Source organism: Parvibacter caecicola (assembly GCF_003725335.1).
In the GTDB taxonomy this organism is placed as follows: Bacteria; Actinomycetota; Coriobacteriia; order Coriobacteriales; family Eggerthellaceae; genus Parvibacter; species Parvibacter caecicola.
On sequence record NZ_QIBY01000001.1, the window covers coordinates 188,498 to 206,631 of the forward strand.

Here is an 18,134-nt window from a genome sequence, read left to right on the forward strand (position 1 = left end):
CGCGTGTGCCCTCCGTCCCTGTAGCCGGCCTGCTTCAGGCCCCTCTCCCCTGCAGCGGAAGGGATTAAACCGCCTCTTCCAGCTTTTGGGCACGATCGGCTGCCTGCAGCGCCGTGATCAGGTCGCCCAGGCCGTCTCCCAGAAGAACGCCGTTGTAGGTGCCGTTATAGCCGATGCGATGGTCGGTCACGCGGTCTTGCGGGCCGTTGTAGGTGCGCACCTTCTCGGCACGGTCGCCGGAACCGATCTGGGCCAGGCGTTTGGCGCCTTCGGCCGCCTGCTGCTCGGCCAGCATTTTCTCGTACAGGCGGGCGCGCAGCACCGCCATGGCGGCAATCTTGTTTTGCAGCTGCGACTTCTGGTCTTGCGACTGCACCACCAGGCCGGAAGGCAGATGGGTGATGCGCACGGCCGAGTCGGTGGTGTTCACGCACTGGCCGCCCGGGCCGCCGGCGCGGTACACGTCGATGCGCAGGTCGTTCTCGTTGATTTCCACTTCCACCTCGTCCGCCTCCGGCAGCACCGCAACGGTGGCGGTGGAAGTGTGGATGCGCCCCTGGCTTTCGGTTTTGGGCACGCGCTGCACCCGGTGTACGCCCGATTCGAACTTCATCACCGAGTAAACCTTATCGCCCTTCACCTTGAACTGTACTTCCTTATATCCGCCAGCGTCCGATGGGGAAATGTCCATGGTCTCGGTCTTCCATCCTTGGGAAGAGGCGAAGCGCTCGTACATCTTGTACAGGTCGCCGGCGAAAATGGCTGCCTCGTCGCCGCCTGCGGCCGCGCGGATTTCCACGATGATGTCCTTGTCGTCGGCGGGATCGGCTGGGATGAGCATGAACTTGATGTCTTCTTCCAGCCCCGGCAGCAATGCCTCGATGCGGGAAACTTCCTCTTGGGCGAAATCGTGCATCTCGGAGTCAGACAACAGCTCCTTCGCTTCGGCCAAATCATCGAAGGCCTGCACGTATTCGGCGGCCTTCTTGGCCAATGGGCCCTGGTTTGCGTACTCCTTTGCCAAGCGGTTGTACTCTTTCTGGTCGGCCAGCACGGCCGGGTCTCCCATTTTCGCCTGCAAATCGCTATAGGCCGCGATGATCTTTTCCAGCTTGTCGCGCATATCGTTGTCCGCCACGGGTTATTCCTCCTTGGGCGCATATCTCGCTAAATTGTGCATTGGTGCAACTTTTTTATACTACCAGAAATGTCAAGGGCCCCCAGGCGGTGCGGCCCGCTGCGCTACGAGGGCTTCGGGCCGTTGTCGTCGGCGCTGCCCTGACGCTTTTCTGGTACCGTGCGGGTGTGGCTCCGCCACGTTTCGCGCGAATGGCGGTGGTGCTCCCGCAGGATGCCGGCGAACTGGCGGGGATGGTCGGCGATCTCTTTCGCGGCGTTTATGGGACGGGCGGTAACAGTGCGCAACGCCACCGAGGCAAGAAGCGGCATCACCAGTACCGTGATGGCTCCGGCCGCGATGAGCACTGAGGCCACCTCCACGCTCATTGCCTGCGCGCTTACGGCGATGGAGGTGACCGCCACGATGAGGGGCAGCGCCGTGGTGCAGTAGATTGCAACAGTGAGCCGGGAGGCTGCGGCCCAGTGGCGGGTTTCCTCATCCAGGCTCATGGAAACGAAGATCGGCACCGCCCTCACCAGCAACAGCAGCACGATGAACAGCACTAGCAAAGCCGGGTTCGAGAACACGGCGGAGATGTCGATTTCGGCTCCGGAGCAAATGAAGAAAACGGGGATGAAGAGCCCGAAGCCCATCGACTGCAGCTTTTCCTCCATCACTTCGTTGCCTTCCGGCACCACGTAGCGCAGCACAAACCCCGCAGCGAAGGCCCCAAGCACGATGTCGAGTTTGAACACCGACGAAACCGTCACCAGCACGATGAGCAGCAGCACCACCGTGCGCACCAGCATTTGGGAGTTGGTGTTGGCGTTGCGTTCGATGAGGGCGAACAACTTAGAGCCGGCTTTGCGGGCCCACTTCGGCAATACGGCCGCGGCAACCGCAATGGCCAGGAAGGCCCCCAGTACTGCCATTGTCTCCCAGCGGGAACGGGAGCTGAGCAACAGGGTCATGGCGATGACCGGCATCACTTCGCCCCAGGTGCCGTAGTTGAGCACCGCATTGCCCAGACGACTGCCGAACACACCGTTTTCCTGCAGAATGGGCAGCAGGGTGCCTATAGCGGTGGTGGTGAGCGCGATGGTGACCGCCATGCCGCTGACAGAAGTCACCGAGAACGCCGGCCACAGCCACACCACCGCAAATGCCAACGCTAGGGTGGCAAACCAGGTTATCAGCCCGCGCTTGCCTTCCCTTCCTTTCAGATTCTTGGGATCTATTTCGTAGCCCGCAAGCAGAAACAGGAATCCCAGCCCCAAATCGGATAGTAACGATATGGCATTGTCGGTGCCCATGAGCCCCAACAAGCGGGGGCCCGCCACCATGCCTCCTGCCAGCAGAAACACTGTTTCCGGGATGGGACGGCCAGGGATGATTTGGGAGAGTACCGGACACAAAAATGAAATGGCGCAGATGATGGCCAGTGATATGAGATCAGCTGTCATGACTTTTCCTACCTCGCGCCGATTATGAAGCCTGCCCCCCATTATTCCATACTCGACATCCCCCAACCGACGTGATTTACCGCCCCGTTTACTGGCAGCAATGGGTCTGAGCCGCACGAACCACCCAACCATTACGACTCGTCTCCAAAATAGACCGTCAGGTTACAAACGCCTCGGTGAGAGCAAAAAATAGCATTGGTGCCGCCAAACTGAACGCGGATATATGTTTCGAGCAAACTATCACAGGAGGTATCCATCATGAGTCAAGTAATCGCCGGTCAGGAATTCCAGGACAAAGTGCTCAAGGCCCAGGGCAAGGTGCTGGTGGACTTCTTCGCCACCTGGTGCGGCCCCTGCCGCATGCTGGCACCGGTAATCGACGAAGTGGCGGCCGAGAAGGCCGGCGAGGTGGCCGTGTACAAGGTGGACATTGACGCCAGCCCTGAAATCGCCGCCCATTACGACGTGACCAGCGTTCCCACCCTCATCTTGTTCAAGGACGGCGAAGTGCTGAAGCAAACCGTGGGCGCCCAGCCCAAGCAGAACCTGCTGGCCTTCATCGCCTAAGGAAAGCGCCTGGCCATGGAGGATGTGAAAACCTACGACATAGCCATCATCGGGGCCGGCCCCGCCGGTCTCACCGCCGGGTTGTACGCCGCCCGCGCCGGCCTGAAGCCGGCGATTTTCGAGCGGCTCTCCCCCGGCGGCCAACTGGCCCAAACCGAGCACCTGGAGAACTATCCCGGCTACAACGTGAACACCAGCGGCTTCGATTTGGCCATGGTCATGGCCGACCAGGCCTTCTCGTTCGGGGCCCAGCTAATATCCGAGGACGTCACCTCCGTTGAGGACATGGGCACGGTAAAGGTGCTGCGCACGCCGTTTGGCACCTACTGGGCGAAGGCGGTGGTGATAGCCACCGGCGCCCGGCCGAAGAAACTGGGGCTTCCGCGTGAGGAAGAACTCACCGGCAAAGGGGTGTCCTACTGCGCCACCTGCGACGGCAACTTCTTCCGTGGGAAGGACGTGGTGGTGATAGGCGGTGGCGATACCGCCGCTGCCGACGCCATCTACCTCTCCCGCATCTGCCGCAAAGTGTACCTGGTGCACCGCCGCGACACGCTGCGGGCCACCCCCATCTACCATGATCGCCTGCGGGAGCTGCCCAACTTGGAGTTCTGCTGGAACAGCGTGGTCACTTCCCTGCTGGAAGCCGACGGACGCCTGAGCGGCGTGCAAATCGCGAATGCGGTGACGAAAGAGCAGCGCGTTTTGGACGCCAGCGCCGTGTTCATTGCTGTGGGCATGGCCCCTAACAGCGACGGCTTCTCCAGCGTGGTGCCCCTGAGCCCGGAAGGCTACGTGCTTACCAGCGAAGGGGTGAAAACTCCGGTGCGGGGCATTTTCGCCGCCGGCGATGTGCGCACCACGCCCCTGCGGCAGGTGGTCACCGCCGTGGCCGACGGAGCTCTAGCCGCCCTCGCTGCGGCCGAATACCTGGATGAGCTAGCCGACATGGAAGAGGAATGAGACAGAGATAGAATCTCTGCTCTTCGAAATAGCTATGGGATGGTTCCGCAGTTGTCACTGCCCCGTCCGCGCCCGATTGGGGTCGAGCGCAAAAAGAAAGGGACGCCTCGGCGTCCCTTTCTCGTGTTATCCCAATCAAGAGCTACAGGGCGGCGTCGCGAATGACGTCAATGAACTTCGCACGGTCCCACTGCCCCAGATCGCCCTCGGAGCGCTCGCGCACGGAAACCGTCTTCTCTTCCACCTCGTTGTCGCCAATGACGATCATGTAGGGAATCTTGTCGTGCTGGGCCTTGGCGATTTTCACTTTCATGGGCTCGTTTTGGTCGTACACCTCCACGCGGCCGCCCACGGCCCGCAGCTCGCCGGCGAACTCGGCAGCGGCTTCCTTGTGGCGATCGGCGATGGGAATGACCGCCACCTGCACCGGCGCCAACCACAGCGGCAGCGCGCCGGCGTAGTGCTCGATGAGGATGCCGAGGAAGCGCTCGATGGAGCCGAAAATGGCGCGGTGGAGCATCCAGGGGGTTTCCTCGGTGTTCTCGGCGGTGCGGTAAGTGAGGCCGAAGCGCATGGGCATATTGAAGTCGATCTGCACGGTGGAGCACTGCCAGGTGCGGCCGATGGCGTCTTTCACCTTGATGTCGATCTTGGGGCCGTAGAAAGCGCCGTCCCCTTCGTTGATGTCGTAGGCCAGGCCGCGAATCTCGCAGGCCTTCTTCAGGCTGTCGGTAGCGTGCTCCCACATCTCGTCGGTGCCGATGGACTTCTCGGGACGGGTGGAGATCTCCGCCTCATAGGTGAAGCCGAAGGTGGACATGATGTAGTCCACCAGCTCAAGGATGGCCACCACTTCGTCTACCACTTGGTCTTTGGTGCAGAACACGTGGGCGTCATCTTGAGTGAAGCCGCGGGCGCGCAGAAGCCCGTGCACCACGCCGGACATCTCGTGGCGGTACACGGTGCCGAACTCGAAGTAGCGCAAGGGCAGGTCGCGGTAGGAGTGCAAATCGTTCTTGTACAGCATCACATGACCCGGGCAGTTCATGGGCTTCACGCCGTACTCGGAGTAACGGGGCTCTTCATCGGTGCCCTCGTTGATCTGGAAGAAGTACATGTTGTCGTGGTAGAAGCCGTAGTGGCCGGAGGTCTTCCACACGTCGGCATTGTAGATATGCGGCGTGATCACTTCCTCGTAGCCGCGCTGGTACAGGTCGCGCCGCAGCCACTCCTGCAGGGTACGGATGATGCGGGCGCCCTTGGGCAGGTACATGGGCAGCCCCACGCCGGCCATCGGGTCCATCATGTAGATGCCCAGCTCGCGCCCCAGCTTGCGGTGGTCGCGCTTTTCCGCCTCTTCCAGGTTGTGCAGGTGCTCCTTCAAGGCCTTTTTGTCGAAGAAGGCGGTGCCGTAGATGCGGGTGAGCATCTCGTTGTTGGAGTCGCCCTTCCAGTAGGCGCCGGCGGTCTTCATCAGCTTGAAGGGACCGATCATGCCGGCGCGGGCCACATGGGGGCCGCTGCACAGGTCCACGAAATTGCCATGGCGGTAGATGGAGATTTCCTCCCCTTCCGGGATGTCGTCGATGTGCTCCAGCTTCAGCCGCTGATCGGCGAAGATGCGCTTGGCCTCGTCGCGGCTGACCACTTCGCGCACGAAGGGCTCGTCCCGCTTCACGATTTCGGCCATCTTCTCTTCAATGGCGGCGAAGTTGTCGGTGGAGATGGGGCTGGGCAGCGCGAAATCGTAGAAGAAGCCGTCATCGGTTTGGGGCCCGAAGCCGATTTGGGCGCCAGGGAACAGCTCCTGCACCGCTTCGGCCATCACGTGGGCGGCAGAGTGGCGCATGATACCCAAGGCCTCGGGGGACTTGGCGGTGATTATTTCCACCGTGGCGCCATCGGGCACAACGGAAGTGAGGTCGGCGAAGTTGCCGTCAATCTTGCCGGCAAGGGCGGCGCGGGCCAGCCCGGCGCCGATGGAGGTGGCCACATCGGCCACGGTGGCGCCTTCTTCCAGCTGTTTCTGGGATCCGTCGGGAAGGTTTACGATCATAGCGGTTCCTTTCTCGTGCCGGGTGCGCACAAAGCACCTGCACATATCGATGCACATGGGCTTCAGGGCCATTTGCACATCTTGGGCGTTTATCGAAACAAACCCGCCTGCCGGCGGGTTTCGTTCCTAAGGTGTTTAGCCGGGTTGGATGCCCCGTTTAGGCCTGGCCCGTGGGATTGCCGGTGCGGCGGCGCCGCGGGGCCGACGAAGCGGAAGAGCGGGGCAAACCCCCCACCGGCGTGGCGCAGTAGGGGCACACCTGCCAGGCAGGGTCCAGCGCGTGCTGGCAATGGGAGCAGAGGTTCTTCAGCTGGGTGTGGCAGTTGGGGCACAGCACGAAATCCGCTTCAACCGGGTATCCGCAGGTGGCGCACTCGCCGTACTTCATCAACTGCCGCTGCTTGAGGGCGATTTCCAGCTCCTGCTCGTCGCGGTCCACCGAAAGCAGCGGCGGGCGCAGCATGCAGTAGGCGATAAGCCCCAGAATCGGCACCAGGGCCACGATGCCCCAGATGTACCACAGGGTGCCACGCAGGTAGGCGTCACGCACCACCCAGACAATCGACAGGATGTAAAGGATGATGAGCAAAACCACCACCACGTTGAGGGCGGTTTGCATTTGCTCTGTCCAAAACTGCGAGAGCAGCTCGCTCATGTCATAGCTCCTTATCGAACGATCGAAGACCGGCCCGCGCAAAGGCGGGCAGCCCCTGGCGCACATGGCTGGAAATTATAGCAAAGGCGCCGGGGCTTTCCCATCGGTTTAACCCAGTTCCTCCAAAGAGGCAGCCAGGCGGCTGCGGGTATCTTGCAATTCTGCAAGTTTTGCCCGGTCTTTCTGGATAATTTCCTCGGCGGCCTTGGCCAAAAAGCCGGGATTCGACAGCTTCTTCTCGAACTTGGCGGCGTCGGCGGAAACCTTGTCCAGTTCTTTCTTGATGCGGGCGCGCTCGGCGTCGAAGTCCACGAAGCCGGAAAGGCAGGTGTAGATTTCAAGCCCCGAGGCCACTGCCGTGGAACTTTCGGCCGGCTTCGCGGCGTCGAGGGCCACCGTGAGAGAGGAGGCCTTCGCCAGCGAAGAGATGAAGGGCACCTGCTGTTGCAGCAGCTCCACGTCCCCGGCCGGCGCCTTCACCACTGCCGCCAGCTCTTGGCGCGGCGAGATGCCGTAGCGGCTGCGGGCGCTGCGCACGGCGGACACCACGTCCACCACCAGCGAAATGGCCCGCTCGGCCTTATCGCTTCCCAGTGCGGCAGTCTCTTCAGCCTTGGGCCAGGGGGCCACGATGAGGTACTCAGTTTCCCGCTCGGGCAGCTGTTGGTAAATCTCTTCGGTCACGAACGGCATGATGGGGTGCAAAAGCCGCAGGGCGCGGTCCAGCACGAACAGCAGGTTACGCTGGCACTGCAGCCGGTCTTCGGGGTCTGCCCCCTCCGCCAGACGGCTCTTGGAAAACTCGATGTACCAGTCGCAGAACTCGTTCCAGAAGAAGTCGTTCAGGGCGCGGGTGACCTCGGAGAACTCGTAGGCGTCGAAGCCGGCATCAACCGCCTCGATCAGCTTGCCCAAGCGGGCGAAGATCCAGCTATCGGCGTCAGTTGCCGCCATCGGCGCGCCAGGGGTGTAGCCGTCCAGGTTCATCAGCACGAAGCGGGCGGCGTTACGGATCTTGTTGGCGAAGTTGCGGCTGGACACCAGCTTGTTCTCGTTGAAGCGCATGTCCTGGGCGCCGGTCACCTGCATCAGCAAACCGAAGCGCATGCCGTCGGCGCCGTAATCCTTCATCAGCTGCAGCGGATCCACGCCGTTGCCGCGGCTCTTCGACATGGGCTTGCCGTCGGCAGCCATCACCGTGGGATGGATGATTACGTCCTTGAAGGGGATCTGGCCGGTGCAATATTCCGAGGCCATCACCATGCGGGCCACCCACAGCCCCATGATGTCGCGGGCGGTGGAGAGCACCTGGGTGGGATAAGCGCTCCGAATCTCCGGCGCCTCCATCCCCTCTTCGGCCCAGCCCATGGTGGCAAAGGGCCACAGCTGGCTGGAGAACCAAGTGTCCAGCACGTCGCTGTCCTGGCGCACCGGCGCTCCGCACACCGGGCACACGTCCACTTCCTCAACCGAAGCGTCTTCCCAGCCGCACTCGTCGCAGTAGAACATGGGAATGCGGTGGCCCCACCACAACTGGCGGGAGATGCACCAGTCTTTCAGATTGGCCAGCCAGTCCAGGTACACCTGCTTCCAGCGGGCCGGATGGAACTGGATGGAGCCGTCTTCCACCGCTTTGGCGGCCGCCTCCTTCAGGCGATCCACCGCCACGAACCACTGCTCCGACTCCCACGGCTCCAGCTTGGTGTGGCAGCGGTAGCAGGTCATTACCGAATGGTCGTGCTCTTCGATGTGGTCCAAAAGCCCCAGCTCGTCGAAGGCGGCCACCACCGCTTCTCGGGCCTCGTCCCGGTCCATGCCGGAGAACTTGCCGAAGCCCTCCACCACGTGGGCCGTCTCGTCGAAGATGTTGATGCGGGGCAGCCCCGCCTTCTCCCCCATCGCCCAGTCGTTGGAGTCGTGGGAGGGGGTCACCTTCACGAAGCCGGTGCCGAATTCGGTGTCCACGTGCCAGTCAGCGAAGATGGGAATCTCGCGGTCTACCAGCGGCAGCTTCACCTTCTTGCCCACCAGGTGGCTAAAGCGCTCGTCTTTGGGGTTCACCGCCACGCCGGTGTCCCCCAGCATGGTTTCGGGGCGCGTGGTGGCCACAACGATGTAGTCCAGCCCATCTTCCGGCTCCACCAGCGGGTAGCGCATATACCACAGGTGCCCCTTCTCGGGCACGTACTCGGCCTCGTCGTCGGCGATGGCGGTGGTGCAGCTGGGGCACCAGTTCACGATGCGCTTGCCGCGGTAGATGAGCCCCTCTTTGTACCAGCGGGTGAACACCTCCCGCACCGCGTGCACGTAGGCGGGCTCCATGGTGAAGTGCTCGTGGGCGTAATCGCAGCTGCAGCCCATGCCCTCGATTTGCCGCACGATGGTGGCGCCGTACTCTTTGTACCAGTCGTAGCAGGCCTCCACAAAGGCCTCGCGGCCGATTTCCAGACGGCTGATGCCCTCGCTGGCCAGCTTCTTGTCCACCTTGGTTTGGGTGGCGATGCCGGCGTGGTCGGTGCCCAGCACCCAGCGAGTGCGGTAGCCCTGCATGCGGGCGCGGCGGATGCATGCGTCCTGGATGGTGTCGTTCAGGGCATGGCCCATGTGCAGCATGCCGGTGATGTTGGGAGGCGGAATGACGATGGTGTAGGTGTCGTCGGCATGCTCGCCAAAGCCATCGCCCCGCTGGAAGAAACCGTGCTCCTTCCACGCTTGGAAAATGGGCTGCTCGTGGGCCTGGAAATCGAAGTCCGGGGCTTTCGGGGCCTTCGGTTCTGCAGTGTTTTCCGCCATGGTCTCCCTCTTTGGTCGAAACTGGTGCTGGTACGGCAAAGGGCCGGAGACTTGCCTCCGGCCCGAAAAGCTTTGGCAAATGCGCCGCGGTTAGGGGCGCGGGGCGAAGAAATCTCCCGGCTCGATGATGGGCTTGGTCTCGCCGGTCACGTCGGTTGCGTGCACCACCACCCGCGCCGGGCGCCCGAGCGCCGGCAGGTCGTACATCACGTCCATCAGCACCCGCTCGCAAATGGTGCGCAGGCCGCGGGCGCCGGTGCCGTGCTCCACCGCCTCGTGGGCGATGGCGGTCAGGGCGTCCGGGTCGAACACCAACCGCGCCTGCTCGAACTCGAACATGCGGGTGTACTGCTTCACCAGGGCGTTCTTCGGCTCAGTGAGGATGCGCACCAAATCTTCCTCCGAAAGCTCGAAAAGCGAGGTGATGACCGGGATGCGCCCCACGAACTCGGGGATCATGCCGAACTTGTTGAGATCCTCCGGCAGCACCTGGGCCAGAAGCTCAGCATCGCGCAGCTTCTGGTTCTCCGGCAGGTCGGTGGCGAAGCCCAAAGACGAGGTGCCCACCCGGTGGGCGATGATGTCGGCCAGCCCCACGAAGGCGCCGCCCAGAATGAACAGGATGTTGGTTGTGTCGATGTGGATGTACTCCTGCTGCGGGTGCTTGCGGCCCCCTTGCGGCGGCACGCTGGCCTCGCAGCCCTCCACGATCTTCAACAGCGCCTGCTGCACGCCCTCGCCGGACACGTCGCGGGTGATGGAGAGGTTCTCCGCCTTGCGGGCAATCTTGTCTATCTCGTCGATGTAAATGATGCCGATCTCCGCCCGCGCGATGTCGTTGTCGGCGGCGGTGATCAGCTTCAACAGGATGTTCTCCACGTCCTCGCCCACGTAGCCGGCCTCGGTGAGGGTGGTGGCGTCGGCGATGGCGAAGGGCACCTGCAGCGTGCGGGCCAGCGTTTGGGCCAGCAGCGTTTTGCCGGAACCGGTGGGGCCCAGAAGCATGATGTTGCTCTTGGCCAGCTCCACGTCGCCTTCCCGCGCCTCGGCTCCCATGGAGATGCGCTTGTAGTGGTTGTACACCGCCACCGAAAGGGCCTTCTTGGCGCTCTCCTGCCCCACCACGTGATCGGACAGCTGGGCGTACAGCTCGTGCGGCGTGGGCAGGTGCCCCAGCGCCGCCCCCGGGTTCTCAGAGCGGTGCTGCTCCAGGTAGGCGGTGGGCATCTGGCCCGCGTCCTGCTCGTCGGCGTCGCCCGTCATCATCTCGTGCTGCATGGCGTAGCCGAAGTCGCGCATCATGGCATCGGCGCACAGCGAAATGCACTCGTCGCAGATGTAAATGCCGTTGGGGCCGGAGATCATGGCGCTGACTTCCTCGTGGCCCTTCCCGCAGAAGGCGCAGTAAATCTGGCCGTCGCCGCGGTAATGTTTCGGATGATCGTTGGTCATGCGAATGAACTTTCCTTAAAGCCGGGCGTTACTCGGCGGCCTTGGCGCCGTGGTGGGTGATAATCTCGTCCACCAAGCCATAGGCCTTGGCCTGCTCGGCGGTCATGTAGTTGTCGCGCTCGGTGTCCAGCTGGATGCGCTCAATGGACTGGCCGGTGTTGTCGGCCAGGATCTTGTTCAAGCGGTCGCGGGTTTTCAGCATAAAGTCGGCTACGATGGCGATTTCGGTCTGCTGGCCCTGGGCGCCGCCAGAGGGCTGGTGGATGAGCACCATGGAGTTGGGCAGGCAATAGCGCTTGCCCTTGGTGCCGGCCGACAGCAGCACGGCGGCCATGGAGGCGCACTCGCCAATGCAGATGGTGGACACGTCGCACTTGATGAAGTTCATGGTGTCCAGAATGCCCAGGCCGGCAGTAACCGAGCCGCCCGGGGAGTTGATGTAGAGGGAGATGTCCTTGTCAGGATCGGCGCTCTCCAGGTGCAGGAGCTGCGCCACCACGGAGTTGGCCACGTGGTCGTCGATCTGCTCTCCCAAGAAGATGATGCGGTCGTTCAGCAGGCGGGAGTAGATGTCGTAGCTGCGCTCGCCGCGGGGCGACTGCTCAATGACGTAAGGGATGAGGGCGTTGCTTGCGCGTTCGATGCTCATACGTACTCGCTTTCGTTTCTGGACGGCCAGCTTTAGCCGCCCGCTGTCAGGTATCCTGCTTATGATAGGTTAAAGGGGGTTTGTGGCAAGGCCAGCGGGCAAAATTCCATAGCAAAAGGCCGCTCGCCCGGAAAGAAGCAAGCGGCCTTATCAGCATCGGAATGGCTGCGGGGCTATTTGGCCTCTTCCGCCGCCTCCACCGCCTCGGCCACCTCGTCGGTAACCGCCACGGCGGCCTCTTCGGCCTCTTTCGCGTCGTCGGCGGAAATCTCCACTGCGGGATCTTTGGCCGGCTCGCTGGTTTCGGTCACCACGGCGCAGTCCATCACGTTGTTCACTGCTTTGCCGCGGATGACGCCCTCGCGAATCAGATACAGACGGCCTTCCTCGCGCCACTGCTCCATCATGGCCTCGGGCTCGGGCACGCCGGCCTTCACGAACTCGCCCAGCACGTCCTCGTCGGTGGCGGTGATGTTGTTGTGGCGGGCCCAAGCGTCCAGGGCCAGGCCCGACTTAACCTCGTCGGTGGCCTGGGCCTTGATGTCCTCTTTGAACTGGTCGGAGGTGATGTTCTGCATCTTCAGGTAGCCGTCCAAGGTCATGCCGGCCCCCTGCAGCTGGCCGAAGAACTCCTGCAGCAGGTTGGCCTGCTGCTGCTCCACCAAAGCGCCGGGCACTTCGCCCTCGATGCGGGTCATCAGGGCCTGCAGGCAGTTGTTCTCCTTCAGGCGGGGCAGGTAGCCCTCCTTCTGCACCTCGATGCTCTGGGCGATGCGGGTGCGCATGTCGGCCACGTCTTCAAAGCCCATGGTCTCTTTGGCCCACTCGTCGGTCACCTCGGGCAGTTCCTTCTTCTTCACCACGTTGCAGGTGACCTCGAACTTCACCTTCTGGCCGGCCAGCGGCTGCAGCAGAACGGAATCCTCGGTCACGGGCACCAGCAGCTCGAATTCGCGGGTATCCCCTTTCTTGATGCCCATGATCTGCTCGTCGAAGGCAGCCGACAGCATGCCAGTGGCAGGAGCGTACAGGCGGGAATCGCTGGACACGGTTTCCACCGGCTTGCCGGTTTCATCGGTGGCCACAATCTTCAGGTCGGCGTAGTTGTCTTCCTTCATCTTCTTAGAAGCGGAGGCGTCCACGAACTCCACGTAATGGCCGCGCATGGTTTCCAACTGCTCGTCGATTTCCGCCTCGCTGGCGCCGGCGGCGGGCATCTCGATTTCCACCGGCTCGTAGGAGGTCAGCTCGTACTCCGGCTTCACCTCAACCTCGAAGGAGAACTCGTAGGGCTGCCCCTGCTTGGCCACCTCGTCGGCGGAGAAGGTGGGTTGGCCCATGGGGAACAGCTGCTCGGCCTCGATGGCGAACGGATAGCCCTCGTTTACCAGGCCTTCGGAAACGGTGGCCGCCACCGCTTCGGCGCCCAGGGCGTTGTCGATCACCTTGCGGGGAGCCTTGCCCTTGCGAAAGCCCGGGAAGTTGTAGCGGCCGGCGAAGTCGCGGTAGGTTTTATTGATGCGCTTGTCCACTTCTTCGGCGCCCACCGTAACGGTGACCTTTACGCGGTTGTCCTCAAGCGCCTCTTTGTTCGTCTTCACAGAAGTCCTCCATCGTGTCTCTTCAATTCTGCGCGTTAGAATGCCTAAGCGGGCAAAACGCACAGCTCGCAATTATGGCATACCTTGGGGCCGTTGCCCAGAAGTGTATTTTCCCCGTTGCAAATTGTCGGGCAGCCGCCCTGTGCGCCCCTCCACTCGGCGGCCCAGGTTGGCACCGCCGGCCATCGCGGGGTTGCGCAAACCATTATTTGCTATCATCAACCCATCACTGCAGCTGAGCGGGGTCGCGAAGCACATATATGTATGCGGTTGTTTCATGTGCGGGCGTGGCGGAATTGGCAGACGCACCAGGTTTAGGTCCTGGCGAGGAAACTCGTGAAGGTTCAAGTCCTTTCGCCCGCACCATTCCCTCCTTAGCTGTTAGGTTTGAGGAATTCGGAGGGACCCTATGGATCAAATTAAGAATATTGTTCGGAAGTACAACGATATCAGCTTGATCAAGCGCATTATCGTTGGCCTTATCGTGGGCGTGGTGCTGGCGCTGCTCATCCCCATCCAAGCCGAGCCCACCGGCGTGAACGCCTTTATCACTCTGTTCGGCGATGTATTCGTAGGAGCGCTGAAGGGTGTCGCCCCCATCCTGGTGTTCTTCCTGGTGCTGAGTGCGCTCAGCAACGCCAAGGGGGAAGGCACCATGGGCACGGTGCTGGTGCTCTACATCGTCAGCACCTTCGTGGCCGCCATCGTGGCGGTGCTGGCCAGCTACGTGTTCCCTACGCCGCTCACCCTCGACACTTCCACCATGGTGGAGCAAACTTCGCCCTCTAACGTGGGAGACGTGTTGATGGCGCTGGTCATGAACGTGGTCAGCAACCCGGTGGCCTCGCTGGCCGACGCCAACTACCTGGGCATCCTCGCTTGGGCCGCGGTGCTGGGCATCATTCTGCGCGGCATTGCCAACGACGACGTGAAAAACCTGTTCACTACTTTGGCCGACGCCGTTTCCACGCTGGTGCGCTGGGTCATCGCCTTCGCCCCCTTCGGCGTGATGGGCCTGGTTTACACCTCCGTGGGCACCAACGGCCCCGAAATCTTCATCGAGTACGGCCGCATCATCCTGGTGCTTGTGGGCTGCATGGCCTTCATCGCGCTGGTAACCAACCCGCTCATCGTGTTCGTGTGCACCCGCATGAACCCCTATCCGCTGGTGCTGCGCTGCCTGAAGGACTCCGGCCTCACCGCATTCTTCACCCGCAGCTCGGCCGCCAACATCCCGGTGAACATGGCCCTGTGCGAGAAGCTGGGGCTCAACAAGGACAACTACTCGGTGTCCATCCCGCTGGGCTCCACCATCAACATGGCCGGCGCCGCCGTCACCATCACTGTGATGACCATGGCCGCCTGTCACACCATGGGCATCTCGGTTGACCCCATCACCGCTGTCATCCTCTCGGTGCTGGCGGCCGTGTCCGCTTGCGGCGCCTCCGGCGTGGCGGGCGGTTCGCTTCTGCTCATCCCCATGTGCTGCGCCCTGTTCGGCATCGACAACGCCGTGGCCATGCAGGTGGTGGGCATCGGCTTCATCATCGGCGTGGTGCAGGACTCCTGCGAAACCGCTGTGAACTCCTCCTCCGACGTGGTGTTCACCGCCACCGCCGAGTACCGTCGCATGATCAAGGAGGGCAAGCAGGTGCGCATGGGCAAAGACGCCTTCACCGCCGACGAGCTGGACGCGTAACCCCCCCCCGCCTGCTAATTGCGATGGAAAGCGCCAATCGCTTAATCGTCTGGGTTTTCTACGCGGCCTTTGCGCTGCTGGGCATTTGCCTGGCGGCGCAGGGCCGCTTTTTTGCGCTCGCATTGTGCTACGGGGTGGCCGCGGCGGGCTTTCTTGCGGTAACGGCGCTGCGGCGGGCCATAGGGGCGCCGCGCCCCTACCAAAACGGCGGAGCTCCGGCCCGCATAGCCCGCGAGGGAGAAAACGACTCCTTCCCCAGCCGCCACTGCTTCTCGGCCTTCTTGATAGCGCTTCTGTGGGGAGCGGCGGGGTATCCGGCCGCGAGCGCTTGCCTGCTGGCATTTGCGGCGTTGCTGGCGCTGCTGCGGGTGCGCGGCGGCGTGCACTACCCCCGCGACGTGGCCGGGGCCCTTGCCTTCGCCGTGGTGTTCGCCGGAATCGCCCTCTTGTTGCTGGCGTGACAGGGGCTGTCACGCCCTTATTAAGGCACAAAAAAACCCGCTGAACTGCGGGTTTGGAATTCAAATGGCTCCTCGGGTAGGACTCGAACCTACAACCCTCCGGTTAACAGCCGGATGCTCTGCCAATTGAGCTACCGAGGAATGTGGGCGGCGCTTCGTTAAACGCGCAAGAAAGAATTATACAGAACCTGTCCGTTCGCGCAAGATGTTTTTTCCTAATCTGCGCGAACGGCACTGCGCCGTACCAAATAGCAATGGTGCACCTTCGGCGTGCGCTCGAAATCGGCGGGGATGGTGAGCGCGGTGATGTCTTCCAGCTGCACCCCGTAGCGGGCAAGTTCCTCCACAGCGGGCTTGAAGGACTTGAGGTTGCAGCTGAACACCGCCACGCCCCCCTTCGCCAGAAGACGGCTGACGCCGATCAGCAGCTCCACGTGGTCGCGCTGCACGTCCCAGCTGCGCTGCCCCATGGCCTTCGAGTTCGAGAAGGTGGGCGGGTCCACGAAGATGAGGTCGAAGATTTGGCGCTCGCGGCGCGCCTGGGTGATCCAGGCCAGCACGTCGGCCCGCACCAAACGGTGGGGGCTGGCTTCCTTACCCCGCGCCCCAGGGCCCCGTTGCGGCTTCCGTTCGGCGAAAGCCGGCTCCGCGCCGTTCAGCCGCAGGTTCTCGGCCGCCCAATCCAGATAGGTTTGGGACAGGTCCACCGTGGTGGTGGTCGCAGCCCCGCCCAAAACGGCGTGCACCGTGGCGGCACCGGTGTAGGCGAACAAATTGAGGAAGCAGGTGCCGCGGGCCATGGCCCCCACCAGCTGGCGGGTGAGGCGGTGATCCAAGAACAGCCCCGTGTCCAGGTAAGAGGTGAAGTCAACGCGGAAAAGCCCGCGCTCTTCCGCACGGCTCTGGGGGCCGAACAGTTGCAGCCCCTGCTTTGCCACGGCCGTTGCCAGGGGGGCCGCGGTGGGTAGGAAGGTCTCTTCCGCTGTGAAGGCCACGTAGCTGCGCTGGCCGCCATCCGCGTACTGGGAACCGCCCTTGCCGTGGCTGCGCACCTTCGAGAACACGTGGTCGGGGCGAAGCCCCAGCACCGCCGGCACAATGGCCAGCACGTCGCTGAAGCGCTGCCGCGCTACGGCCGCATCGATGGTCTTCGGCGCCTGGTATTCGGCCACCATGCAATAGGTTTTGCCGGCGCTCTCCCCCGCCCCTTCGTACACGTCCACCGAGCAGCTGTACTCCGGCAGGTCGCGGTCGTACACGCGGTAGCAGGAAACCTTCTCCCGCTTGGCCCACTTGCGCCGCTGGCGGGCCATCTTGGCAAGGCGACTGGCGAACTGGGCCGCCCCCTTGTCGTACACCGCCACCTTCTGCTCCCCATCGCCGTGAGGGCTGGGCACCAGGATGGCCTCAAGGGCCGCAGGGGCGGCCGCGCGCACCGCCAGCACCGCCTGCTGGTCGCCCGCCCGCAGGTTCTCCCGCGCCTCAGGGGCGCTGCCGAAGGGCTGGTCCAAGGCGCTTTCCGCAGCACTGGCGAACACCGATGACGGGGGCGCCAGGCGGCAGGCCTCCACGAAGGCGGCCTCTTCGGCACGGGCGCGGGCGTCTTCCACCGAATGGTCGGAAGGGCGCGCCCAGGCCACCAGCAAACGGCCCTCGTTGCCGGTCTTCGCCAGCTGCCGCTGGAACGCCTCCTGGCGCCCCTCTTCGGCCAGCTCCACGCTCACGTTGCAGCCCAGCCCGGCGCGGCGGGCATGCATCCGCCCCCGGGCGATGGAGGGGGAAGACGCCGAAAGCCCCAGCAGCCGCAGCAGGCCTTCCGCCTGCTGCAGGCCCTTCTCGAAGCGATCGTCCGCCTCGGCCAAAAGGGCGTCCCATGCATCCTGCGAAAACGCGGCCCAACCGAAGAAACCCCAGCTGCTGCGGCTGATGCCCGGCGCGCCGTCAAAGGCCGCCAGCGCCGCTTCCACCAAAAGCAGCTCCTCGTTGCAGGAGGGGTCGAGGAAACCGCAGCCGTCCCGGTAGAGGCGCGGCCAATCCGCCAGCGCCAGCAGCGCCGCCGCTTGGCCGATGGCGCGGGGGGCGTGGGCCCCGTCCGCCTCGTCCAGGTAGCCGCGGCGATGCAGCGAGGCGCCGCTGAGGTTCAGCGACACCACCGCCTTTTCGTCCCGCAGCCGCACCTCGATGGCGGCATCGGGGGCCTGGGGGTTCACGTCCGGCCGCCAGCCGGCGCCCTGGCTGAGGGCATCGCACAGGGCGTCTTTCACCTTGAGGGCGGTGAACTGGCTGTTGCGCAGCTGGCCGTTGGTGCCCTTGGCGCTCACCGCCACGGTGGCGCCCTTGCGCAGGATGGCGGCCCAATCCAGTGCCCGCGCGCCGGCGTAGAGCTGATCGGCATCGGCAGCCGCCACGCGCCCCAGCACCAGCGTCACATTGCCCGCCAGCCGCGACCACAAGCAGGTGCGCAGCGCCGTTGTCGCTTCACCGAAGAAGGCAGCGCCGCCCTTCAAGGGGCGCACCCGCTTGCAACCGAGTGCCTTCAGCTCGGCCGCCAGCAGCGCCTCCGCCCCCGGAGGGCAGGTGGCGAAGAATTCAAAGGTGGGGGCAGGTGCGGTCATGGGCATCTCCATTGCGTTTCGGGGGCTATCAGCAAAGACG

General features: G+C 63.3%; 13 protein-coding genes and 2 tRNA genes. 5 read left to right on the forward strand and 10 right to left on the reverse strand.

All coding sequences use genetic code 11. From position 1 onward, the window contains the following. Window positions 1-64 precede the first annotated feature (64 nt). Window positions 65-1,123, reverse strand: a complete 1,059-nt coding sequence (gene prfA / locus DMP11_RS00845) for a peptide chain release factor 1 (RefSeq protein ID WP_123184821.1) — start codon at window positions 1,121-1,123, stop codon at window positions 65-67. A gap of 119 nt (window positions 1,124-1,242) precedes the next feature. Then, window positions 1,243-2,583: a cation:proton antiporter gene (locus DMP11_RS00850; protein WP_161555256.1), complete on the reverse strand. Its 1,341-nt coding sequence runs from the start codon at window positions 2,581-2,583 to the stop codon at window positions 1,243-1,245. 258 nt (window positions 2,584-2,841) lie between these two features. Here DMP11_RS00850 and trxA point away from each other — a divergent pair, with 258 nt between their 5' ends. Together trxA and trxB are read left to right on the forward strand one after the other, a co-directional pair. Then, window positions 2,842-3,150, forward strand: coding sequence for a thioredoxin (trxA, locus tag DMP11_RS00855; RefSeq protein WP_123184600.1), 309 nt, complete (start codon window positions 2,842-2,844; stop codon window positions 3,148-3,150). Between the two features lie 15 nt (window positions 3,151-3,165). Further along, a complete protein-coding gene (trxB, locus tag DMP11_RS00860; RefSeq protein WP_123184601.1) occupies window positions 3,166-4,113 on the forward strand; it encodes a thioredoxin-disulfide reductase in 948 nt (315 codons plus the stop codon). A 142-nt stretch (window positions 4,114-4,255) separates the two neighbouring features. Here trxB and thrS read toward each other — a convergent pair whose 3' ends face one another. The 6 genes from thrS to tig all read right to left on the reverse strand — a co-directional run bounded on the left by thrS (window position 4,256) and on the right by tig (window position 13,319). Beyond that, window positions 4,256-6,169 (reverse strand): threonine--tRNA ligase, encoded by a 1,914-nt coding sequence (gene thrS, locus DMP11_RS00865; protein ID WP_123184602.1) that lies wholly within the window; start codon window positions 6,167-6,169, stop codon window positions 4,256-4,258. A gap of 157 nt (window positions 6,170-6,326) precedes the next feature. Beyond that, window positions 6,327-6,824, reverse strand: coding sequence for a zinc ribbon domain-containing protein (locus DMP11_RS00870; protein ID WP_123184603.1), 498 nt, complete (start codon window positions 6,822-6,824; stop codon window positions 6,327-6,329). Window positions 6,825-6,932: 108 nt separating this feature from the next. After that, window positions 6,933-9,617 (reverse strand): valine--tRNA ligase, encoded by a 2,685-nt coding sequence (locus DMP11_RS00875; protein ID WP_123184604.1) that lies wholly within the window; start codon window positions 9,615-9,617, stop codon window positions 6,933-6,935. 90 nt (window positions 9,618-9,707) lie between these two features. After that, window positions 9,708-11,069 (reverse strand): ATP-dependent Clp protease ATP-binding subunit ClpX, encoded by a 1,362-nt coding sequence (gene clpX, locus DMP11_RS00880; RefSeq protein WP_123184605.1) that lies wholly within the window; start codon window positions 11,067-11,069, stop codon window positions 9,708-9,710. Between the two features lie 28 nt (window positions 11,070-11,097). Next, on the reverse strand, window positions 11,098-11,718 hold the full coding sequence (gene clpP, locus DMP11_RS00885; protein WP_123184606.1) for an ATP-dependent Clp endopeptidase proteolytic subunit ClpP: 621 nt from the start codon (window positions 11,716-11,718) through the stop codon (window positions 11,098-11,100). A 173-nt stretch (window positions 11,719-11,891) separates the two neighbouring features. Beyond that, complete coding sequence (tig, locus tag DMP11_RS00890; protein WP_123184607.1) at window positions 11,892-13,319, reverse strand: trigger factor; 1,428 nt, start codon at window positions 13,317-13,319, stop codon at window positions 11,892-11,894. Between the two features lie 281 nt (window positions 13,320-13,600). On the opposite strand from tig, the gene DMP11_RS00895 reads away from it, so the two are divergent. The 3 genes from DMP11_RS00895 (at window position 13,601) to DMP11_RS00905 (ending at window position 15,479) form a co-directional block, all read left to right on the forward strand. After that, window positions 13,601-13,685, forward strand: a tRNA-Leu gene (locus DMP11_RS00895). 43 nt (window positions 13,686-13,728) lie between these two features. Continuing rightward, complete coding sequence (sstT, locus tag DMP11_RS00900) at window positions 13,729-15,018, forward strand: serine/threonine transporter SstT (protein ID WP_123184608.1); 1,290 nt, start codon at window positions 13,729-13,731, stop codon at window positions 15,016-15,018. 23 nt (window positions 15,019-15,041) lie between these two features. After that, complete coding sequence (locus tag DMP11_RS00905; RefSeq protein WP_123184609.1) at window positions 15,042-15,479, forward strand: phosphatase PAP2 family protein; 438 nt, start codon at window positions 15,042-15,044, stop codon at window positions 15,477-15,479. A gap of 65 nt (window positions 15,480-15,544) precedes the next feature. On the opposite strand, the gene DMP11_RS00910 is transcribed toward DMP11_RS00905, so the two are convergent. Together DMP11_RS00910 and rlmKL are read right to left on the reverse strand one after the other, a co-directional pair. Then, window positions 15,545-15,620: transfer RNA gene (locus tag DMP11_RS00910), tRNA-Asn, on the reverse strand. A 74-nt stretch (window positions 15,621-15,694) separates the two neighbouring features. Further along, on the reverse strand, window positions 15,695-18,094 hold the full coding sequence (gene rlmKL / locus DMP11_RS00915; RefSeq protein WP_123184610.1) for a bifunctional 23S rRNA (guanine(2069)-N(7))-methyltransferase RlmK/23S rRNA (guanine(2445)-N(2))-methyltransferase RlmL: 2,400 nt from the start codon (window positions 18,092-18,094) through the stop codon (window positions 15,695-15,697). Between the last annotated feature and the right edge of the window lie 40 nt (window positions 18,095-18,134).

Coding starts and splice junctions, on each gene's coding strand:
- DMP11_RS00905 (WP_123184609.1), top strand. CDS start 15,042: ATGGAAAGCGCCAATCGCTTAATCGTCTGGGTTTTCTACGCGGCCTTT.
- rlmKL (WP_123184610.1), bottom strand. CDS start 18,094: ATGACCGCACCTGCCCCCACCTTTGAATTCTTCGCCACCTGCCCTCCG.
- clpP (WP_123184606.1), bottom strand. CDS start 11,718: ATGAGCATCGAACGCGCAAGCAACGCCCTCATCCCTTACGTCATTGAG.
- prfA (WP_123184821.1), bottom strand. CDS start 1,123: ATGCGCGACAAGCTGGAAAAGATCATCGCGGCCTATAGCGATTTGCAG.
- thrS (WP_123184602.1), bottom strand. CDS start 6,169: ATGATCGTAAACCTTCCCGACGGATCCCAGAAACAGCTGGAAGAAGGC.
- clpX (WP_123184605.1), bottom strand. CDS start 11,069: ATGACCAACGATCATCCGAAACATTACCGCGGCGACGGCCAGATTTAC.
- DMP11_RS00870 (WP_123184603.1), bottom strand. CDS start 6,824: ATGAGCGAGCTGCTCTCGCAGTTTTGGACAGAGCAAATGCAAACCGCC.
- sstT (WP_123184608.1), top strand. CDS start 13,729: ATGGATCAAATTAAGAATATTGTTCGGAAGTACAACGATATCAGCTTG.
- trxB (WP_123184601.1), top strand. CDS start 3,166: ATGGAGGATGTGAAAACCTACGACATAGCCATCATCGGGGCCGGCCCC.
- DMP11_RS00875 (WP_123184604.1), bottom strand. CDS start 9,617: ATGGCGGAAAACACTGCAGAACCGAAGGCCCCGAAAGCCCCGGACTTC.
- DMP11_RS00850 (WP_161555256.1), bottom strand. CDS start 2,583: ATGACAGCTGATCTCATATCACTGGCCATCATCTGCGCCATTTCATTT.
- trxA (WP_123184600.1), top strand. CDS start 2,842: ATGAGTCAAGTAATCGCCGGTCAGGAATTCCAGGACAAAGTGCTCAAG.